This window comes from Streptomyces sp. KLMMK (assembly GCF_036961605.1).
Lineage (GTDB): Bacteria > Actinomycetota > Actinomycetes > Streptomycetales > Streptomycetaceae > Streptomyces > Streptomyces telluris.
The window spans coordinates 1-7,403 of record NZ_JBAMDC010000328.1 but is presented as its reverse complement, the minus strand read 5'-3'; the positions used below and the strand labels follow the sequence as shown (position 1 = coordinate 7,403).

5 protein-coding genes and 1 pseudogene are annotated in these 7,403 nt (G+C 73.3%); all 6 read right to left on the bottom strand.

The window, feature by feature from the left end; genetic code table 11:
- A partial coding sequence (locus tag V7793_RS29855) for an ABC transporter ATP-binding protein (RefSeq protein WP_336012280.1) occupies positions 1 to 959 on the bottom strand: 959 nt, incomplete at its 3' end.
- Between the two features lie 87 nt (positions 960 to 1,046).
- The gene (locus V7793_RS29850; RefSeq protein ID WP_336012277.1) at positions 1,047 to 1,958 is read right to left on the bottom strand and encodes a hypothetical protein; all 912 of its coding nucleotides are present in this window, start codon (positions 1,956 to 1,958) and stop codon (positions 1,047 to 1,049) included.
- 66 nt (positions 1,959 to 2,024) lie between these two features.
- Entirely contained in the window at positions 2,025 to 2,792 is a 768-nt protein-coding gene (locus V7793_RS29845; protein WP_336012275.1) for an ABC transporter permease, read from the bottom strand.
- Between the two features lie 2 nt (positions 2,793 to 2,794).
- Positions 2,795 to 3,778 (bottom strand): ATP-binding cassette domain-containing protein, encoded by a 984-nt coding sequence (locus V7793_RS29840; protein WP_336012273.1) that lies wholly within the window; start codon positions 3,776 to 3,778, stop codon positions 2,795 to 2,797.
- Positions 3,779 to 3,934: 156 nt separating this feature from the next.
- Positions 3,935 to 4,873 (bottom strand): hypothetical protein, encoded by a 939-nt coding sequence (locus tag V7793_RS29835; RefSeq protein WP_058046316.1) that lies wholly within the window; start codon positions 4,871 to 4,873, stop codon positions 3,935 to 3,937.
- Between the two features lie 114 nt (positions 4,874 to 4,987).
- Positions 4,988 to 7,403 (bottom strand): annotated as a pseudogene (locus V7793_RS29830) (hypothetical protein); the annotation flags it as partial.

Genomic DNA, 7,403 nt, shown 5'->3' with positions numbered 1-7,403 from the left:
CCGGGGCCCGGGGGCGGCGGGGCGAGGGCGGCGAGCTGGTCGGCCGTCGAGCGGTAGTCGACCGCGCCCTGCGTCATCCGCATGTACGCCTCCTCCAGCGAGGCCTGGTGCGGCGAGAGCTCCCAGAGGCGGACGTCCGCCCCGTGGGCGACGTCGCTGATCCGCGGCAGCGGCAGACCGGTGACGCGCAGGCCGCCGTCCGGCTCGGACAGCACCTGGCCGCCGGCCTCGACGAGGGCGGCCATGAGCTTCTCGCGGCTCGCCGGCTCCGTCTCCGGCGTACGCACGCGCGCGAAGTCCGCGGAGTTCGCGGATATGAAGTCCTTGACGCTCATGTCGGCCATGAGCTGGCCGCGCCCGATGACGATCAGGTGGTCGGCGGTCAGCGCCATCTCGCTCATCAGGTGCGAGGAGACGAAGACCGTCCGGCCCTCGGCCGCGAGCTGCTTCATCAGGTTGCGGACCCAGAGGATGCCCTCGGGGTCGAGGCCGTTGACCGGCTCGTCGAAGAGCAGCACCTGCGGGTCGCCGAGCAGCGCGGCGGCGATGCCGAGGCGCTGGCCCATGCCGAGCGAGAAGCCCTTGGAGCGCCGCTTGGCGACGTCCTGCAGGCCGACGACGCCGAGGACCTCGTCCACCCGGCGGGCCGGGATGCCACCGAGCTGCGCGAGGGAGAGCAGGTGGTGGTAGGCGCTGCGCCCGCCGTGCACGGCCTTCGCGTCGAGCAGCGCGCCGACCTGGCGCGGAGCGTTGGGGAGGCTGCGGAAGGGGTGGCCGCCGATGGTCACGTGCCCGGATGTGGGCTGGTCCAGTCCCAGGATCATGCGCATGGTCGTGGACTTGCCTGATCCGTTCGGACCCAGGAAGCCGGTGACGGCCCCGGGCCGCACCTGGAACGACAGATTGTGTACGGCCGTCTTGGCGCCGTAGCGCTTTGTCAGACCGACTGCCTCGATCATTCTCCGCCCCTCGCGAGCTCGTTTGGGCGTAAGGCCCCGTAAGGGTTAGGAGCATAACGAGGAGCTGACGGTTCCCGTTACCCGCGATTAGCTGCGCGGGGTGGGGAGCGCCTGGTGGGGGCGGTCGCCGGGCTGATCACCGGCCCGGTCACCGGGCTGGTCGCCGGTCCGGTGACCGCCCGGGCCCTCGCCCAGCGACAGGCCTTCGGGGAGCACCCAGCCCTCCCTCCGGAAGACCGCCCGCCCCTCGGCCCGCACCGCCTCGTCCGCCCGCGCCCGGGCGACCCAGTCCTCGGGGCCCGGCCCGAGCAGCTCGCGCAGGGCCTGCGAGGCGGCCAGCAGCGCGCTCAGCAGGCCGCGCTGGTCGCCCCCGCCCGCGCGAGGCCCACCGCCGCCCGGGCCGGCCAGGACGCCGTGCAGGCTCACGTAGAGATGTGCGCCGCCGAGCCGGTACCCCGAGGGCAGCGTCATCGGGAAGTCCCCGCCCGGCACCCACACCCGCCGGTAGTTGAATTCGCTCTCGTCGACGACGGCCAGCTGCGCGTCGTCCAGCCAGCCGGCCACGAGGGTGCGCCGGGCCGCCGGGTCGGCGTAGGGCGCCGCGGCCACGTAGCCGTGCCGCCCGATGTGCGCGGAGCACCCGACCCCGATGCCGTGCACCTCCACGGGCGCCATCGGCACTGTGGCCCCCGGGCCGCGCCGGGTGAGCTTGTGGTGCAGCTGGGCGGGGGAGGCGTTGGACCCCACGGCGAGCACGGGGTGCCGCGACCGGACGCGTGCCGCGCTCATCCGGTCGAGGAAGGCGTCGAGGCCCGGCTCCGCCTCTCCCATCCCCGTCACCACCGGCCACTCGCCCGGCGGCCCCGCCTCCGGCCGCAGCGGCAGCAGTTCGCCGCCCGTCAGCAGGGCCGGCTCCCCGACCGGGCGCCCGGGATACGTCAGCGGCAGCTCGGCGGGGGCACCGTCGAGCCCGAGGGCCCGCAGACTCCGATCGGCCAAGGCGGCTCCTCCCGGACGACACGGTCACCGGGGCCGGAGCGCCCGCCGTGATCCACCGGCAAGGCGCTACGCGTCCCGCCGCTTCAGTACGACGTACCCGCCGGCCAGCGCCGCCGCCACCCACAGCACCATGATCGTGAAGCCGCCCCACGGCCCGTACGGGGCGTCGTCGAACGACACCACCTGCATGACCTTGTGACCGGCCTGGTCGGGCAGGTATTGCCCGACCTTCTTCGTCGCCTCCACCGCGCCCAGAATGCTGGAGATGATGAAGAAGAACGGCATCAGAATGCCGAGCGAGAGCATGGGGCTGCGCAGCATCGCCGCGATCCCCATGGAGAACACCGCGATCAGCGTCATATAGAGGCCGCCGCCGATCACCGCCCGCAGGACTCCCGCAGCGTCGATCGAGGTCCGGTGACTGCCGAGCATCGACTGGCCGACGAAGAAGGAGACAAAGCTGGTCAGCATAGCGATGACGAACGCGATCAGCGTGGCGACCGCGATCTTGCTGAAGAGGAACGTACCCCGCTGCGGAACCGCCGCCAGTGAAGTGCGGATCATTCCCGTGCTGTATTCATTGGACACCACCAGCACCCCGAAAACGATCATGGCGAGCTGGCCGAGTCCCATTCCCGCGAAACTCGTAAAGGTCGGGTCGAAATTCACCCGCTCCTGCACCGGCATACGCTCGAAGTTACTGCTGGAGAAGGCGCTGATCAGCGCGCCGAGCGCAACGGTGACCACGAGCGCGAGACCGAGCGTCCACACCGTGGAGCGGACGGATTTGATCTTCGTCCATTCCGATTGCAGGACCTGCCCCACCACCGCCATCGTCAGGACCCCTTCTTCCGCCAGTCGGCTCCCCACCCGCCGCCGGCCGGCGGCGCGGGGCCACCCGCATCCGCGGTCGGCGCGCTGTGCGCGTGGTACTCCACCGACTCGGCGGTCAGCTGCATGAAGGCCTCCTCCAGGGACGCCCGCTGGGGGCTCAGCTCGTGCAGGACGAGCTGGTGCCGCGCGGCGAGCTCGCCCAGCCGGGCCGCCTCCGTGCCGTCGACCTCCAGGTGGCCGTCCTGCGTGGTCACGGCAGTGACCCCGGCGCCGGCCAGCACGTCCAGCAGCCGCTCGGTCTCGGGGGAGCGCAGCCGTACGTACGACCGCGAGTTGCGGGCGATGAAGTCCGCCATCGAGGTGTCGGCGAGCAGCCGGCCCTGGCCGATGACGATCAGGTGCTCGGCGGTCAGCGCCATCTCGCTCATCAGGTGCGAGGAGACGAAGACCGTACGCCCCTGGGAGGCGAGGTTCTTCATCAGATTGCGGATCCAGTGGATGCCCTCGGGGTCCAGCCCGTTGACGGGCTCGTCGAACATCAGGATCTGCGGGTCGCCGAGCAGCGCGGCGGCGATGCCCAGGCGCTGCCCCATGCCGAGCGAGAAGCCCTTGGAGCGCTTTCCGGCCACCGAGGCCAGGCCGACCGTGTCCAGAACCTCACGGACGCGGGAGCGCGGGATACCGTTGCTCTGCGCCAGGCACAGCAGGTGGTTGTAGGCGCTGCGGCCGCCGTGCATGGCCTTGGCGTCCAGCAGGGCGCCGACGGTCCGCAGCGGGTCCTTCAGCTGCCGGTAGTGCTGCCCGTCGATGAGGACCGTGCCGGCGGTGGGGTTGTCCAGGTCGAGCATCATCCGCATCGTCGTGGACTTGCCCGCGCCGTTGGGGCCCAGGAAGCCGGTGACGATCCCGGGGCGGATGGTGCAGGTGAGGCCGTCGACGGCGAGCTTCTCGCCGTAGCGCTTGGTCAGGCCCTGCAGCTCGATCATTCAGCCACGGTAAGGGGGGCCGGCACACCCTGCCACCGGTAGCGGGCCGTCCGGGGGAGCGGCCCGGGGCGCCGGGAGGGCGACCGCTGCCCCGTGCGCCCGCTCAAGCGGCGCACAGGGCAGGACGGGTGTCCCGGAAGGTCAGCGGCCCTGGGCTCAGCGGCTCTGCTGGGCCGGGACGCCGCGGGAGATCGGCTCGTCGTCGCCGGGGACGCCGGCCGCGGCGACGGCGGCGCCGGTCAGCGTGGCCAGCATCTCGCGGACGTTGGTCAGCTGGGCGTTGATGCTGTCGCGGCGGTTGGTGAGCGCGGCGAGCTCGCGCTCGGACTCGCTGCGGATGCGGTCCGCCTTGGCGTTGGCGTCGGCCACGATGTCCTCGGCCTGGCGCTGGGCGGTCTCCACCGTCTGGCGGGCGCGGCGCTCGGCGTCCGTGCGCAGCTTCTCCGCCTCCAGGCGCAGCTGCTCCGCGCGGTGCTCGATCTCCGCCAGCCGCTTCTCCGCCTTGGCCTGGCGGGAGGCCAGGTCGCGCTCGGACTGCTCACGCCGCTTGGCCAGGTTGGTCTCGAAGTCGGCGGCGGCCTGGGCCGCCTTGGCGCGGGTCTCCTCGAAGAGGGCGTCCGCCTCCTCGCGCTTGGACTGGGCGTCCTTCTGGGCCTCCGCCCGCAGCTGGGCGGAGTCGCCCTTGGCCTTCTCGACGATGCGCGCGCCCTCGTCCTCCGCCTTCGCCTTGCGGTCGGCGGCGAACGACTCGGCGTCGTTGCGCACCTGCTGGGCGGCGGACTCGGCAAGCTCGCGGTGCTGCTCGGCGGCGCGCCGGGCCTCCTCACGCAGATCCTTGGCCTCTTCCTCGGCCAGCCGAAGGATCTTCTCGACCCTCGCCCCCAGACCCGCATAGGACGGCTCGGCGTCATTGACCTGGGCCTGAGCATTCTGCGTCTCGAGGTGCAGCTCCTCGATGCGCTTTTCCAGAGAGGTGATGCGTGCCAGTGCGCTGTCTCGGTCGGCGACGAGCTTGGTAATGCGGTCGTCCACCTGGCCGCGGTCGTATCCACGCCGCACAAGCTCGAAGCCGAAGGGGGAGGAAGTGTCACTCATGGGGTTCCTGTCATAAGAGACCGGTGAGGTGATAGAGGGAATCCTAGGGGTGCGAGCGGCGTGTCATCAGGTGAATGGTTGGCAGATCTGGAGAATGTCCCCCCGTTTGAGTGGCTACTTCTGTGACTGCTTGCCACCCGAACGAGTAGCACCGGCACCCGCCGCTGCCTTCACCCCGCCATCCTTGGCGCTTCCGGCCCCCGGGGCCTCAAAAGATTCCAACGCCTCCAACACGTCCTGGACACGGGAAATCTCGGCCTGAATGTCCTCGCGACGGCGCACCAGGACCTCCAACTCCCGCTTTCCCTCCTCGACAAGGCGCTTGGCCTCCTCCGCACCCTCGGTGCGCAGGCGCTCCGACTCCCGTACGGCGGCGGCCTTCTTCTGCTCGGCCTCCTTGAGCAGCCCCTCCACCTTCTTCACCGCGGCGATCCGCACCTTGCTGGCCTCGCTGCTCGCGTCGGACAGCAGCTTCTTCGCCTTCTCCTCGGCCTCCTCGAGCTGCTCGGTCGCGGCCGCGACGAGCTTGTCGCAGCGCTCGCCCGCCGACTGCATCGCCTCGGCGGCCTCGCGGCGCGCCCGGCCGTGCAGCTCCTCGACCTCGCTCTCGACGCGCGAGCGCAGCTCGTCGGCGCGCTCCCTTATCGCGGTGGCGTCCCCGCGCGCCTCGGCGAGCAGCGTGTCCGCGTCCGTACGGGCCTGCTCGACCAGGGCGTTGCCCTCGCCGGTGGCCTCCGTGACGATCCGCTCGGCCTCGCGGCGGGCCACGCCCACCATCGTGTCGGCCTGCTCCTCGGCGGCCGCGGCCGTGCGCAGCGCCTCCTCCTGCGCCTTGGCGATCAGGGCGTCCGCCTGCTCGCCCGCGTCGGCCAGCCGCTTGGCGGCGGCATCGCGCGCGTCGTCGACGGTCTGCTCGCCCTCGGCACGCGCCTCGGCGCGCAGCCGCTCCGCCTCCTGGACGGCGTCGGCCTTGATGCGTGCGGAGTCCGCGCGCGTGCTGTTGGCGTTCTCCTGCGCGGCGGCCAGCGCCTCGGAGGCCTCCAGGGCCATCCGCTCGGCCTCCGCCGTCGCCTCGGCGACGAGGGTGTCGGCCTGCTCGGCGGCCTCCGTGCGGCGGGCGTTCGCCGCCTCCCGGGCCTCGTCGAGGACCCGGGCGGCGTCGGTGCGCAGCCGCTCGGACTCGGCGTCCGCCTCGGCGAGCGTGCGCTCGGCCTTCCCGGCGGCCTCCGTGCGGACGGCCTCGGCGGCCTCGCGGGCCTCCTCGCCCGTACGGGCCGCCTCGCGGCGCGCGGTCTCCACCGTCTCGGCGGCCTCGGCCCGCAGCTTCTCCGCCTCGGACGTGGCCTCGGCGATCAGCTCGTCGGCCTGGGCGGCCGCCTCCGTACGGCGCCGGCCGGCGGCCTCGCGGGCCTCGTCGACGATGCGGTCCGCCTCGGCCTGCGCCCCGGAGGTGAGCTCCTCGGCCTCGCGGATGATCCGCTCGGCCTCGGCGTGGCCCTCGGAGCGCATCCGGTTCGCGTCCTCGCGGGCCTCGGCGCGCGCCCGCGCCGCGTCCTGCTCGGCCGACGCCAGGGCGTCGGACGCGTCGGTGCGCATCTGCTTGGAGCGGGCGGACGCCTCCGCGACCGTGCGCTCCGCGTCGGCCTTCGCCTTGGCGAGGAGCGCCGCGGCGGCCTCCTCGGCCTCGCCGCGGTGCTTCTCGGCGTCCTCGCGGGCCTCCGTGACCGTCCGCTCGGCCTCGGCGCGCAGCCGGGCGGCCTCCTCGGCCGCCTCCGCCTGCTGTGCCTCCGCCGACTCGCGGGCCTCCTCCAGGACGGACGTGGCCTCGGCGACGAGCCGCTCGGCCTCCGACGTGGCCTCCGCCATCAGCGCGTCGGCCTGCTCGGCGGCCTCGGAGCGGCGCGCGGCGGCCGCGGCCCGCGCCTCGTCGGCGGTGGCCGCGGCGTCCTGCTGGGCCTTCTCGACCGTCTCCTCGGCCTCCGCGATCAGCTTCTCCGCCTCGGCCATGGCCTCGGAGAGCAGCTCGTCGGCCTGCACGCCCGCCTCGGCGAGCTTGGCGTGGGCGCTGTCGGTGGCGTCCTCCAGCGTGCGGGCGGCCTCCGCCTCCAGGCGCTGACCCTCCGTGATCGCCTCGGCGACCTTCCGCTCGGCGAGCGCCTCGGCGGCCTCCGCCGCGGCCTGCGCCTCGGCGCGGATCCGTGCCGCGTCCTCACCGGCGCGCTCGCGCTCGGCGTACGCGTCGGTCCGGACCCGGTCGGCCTCCTCCTGGGCCTCGGTGAGCGTGCGCTCCGCGTTGTGCTCGGCGGCCGAGCGCAGCCCGGCGATCTCCTCCTCGGCCAGCTCGTGCAGCCCGGCGACCGCGTCGCGCACCTGCTGGGCGGTCGCCTCGGCGGCCGACACCAGCTCGTTGGCGCGCGCCTCGGCCTCCCCGACCAGGCGCTGGGCCTCCTCCTGCGCCTCCGCGACCCGCTTGCGCGCCGAAGCCAGCAGCTCCTCGCTCTGCTCGCGCGCCGCCTCGCGCTCGGCCTGC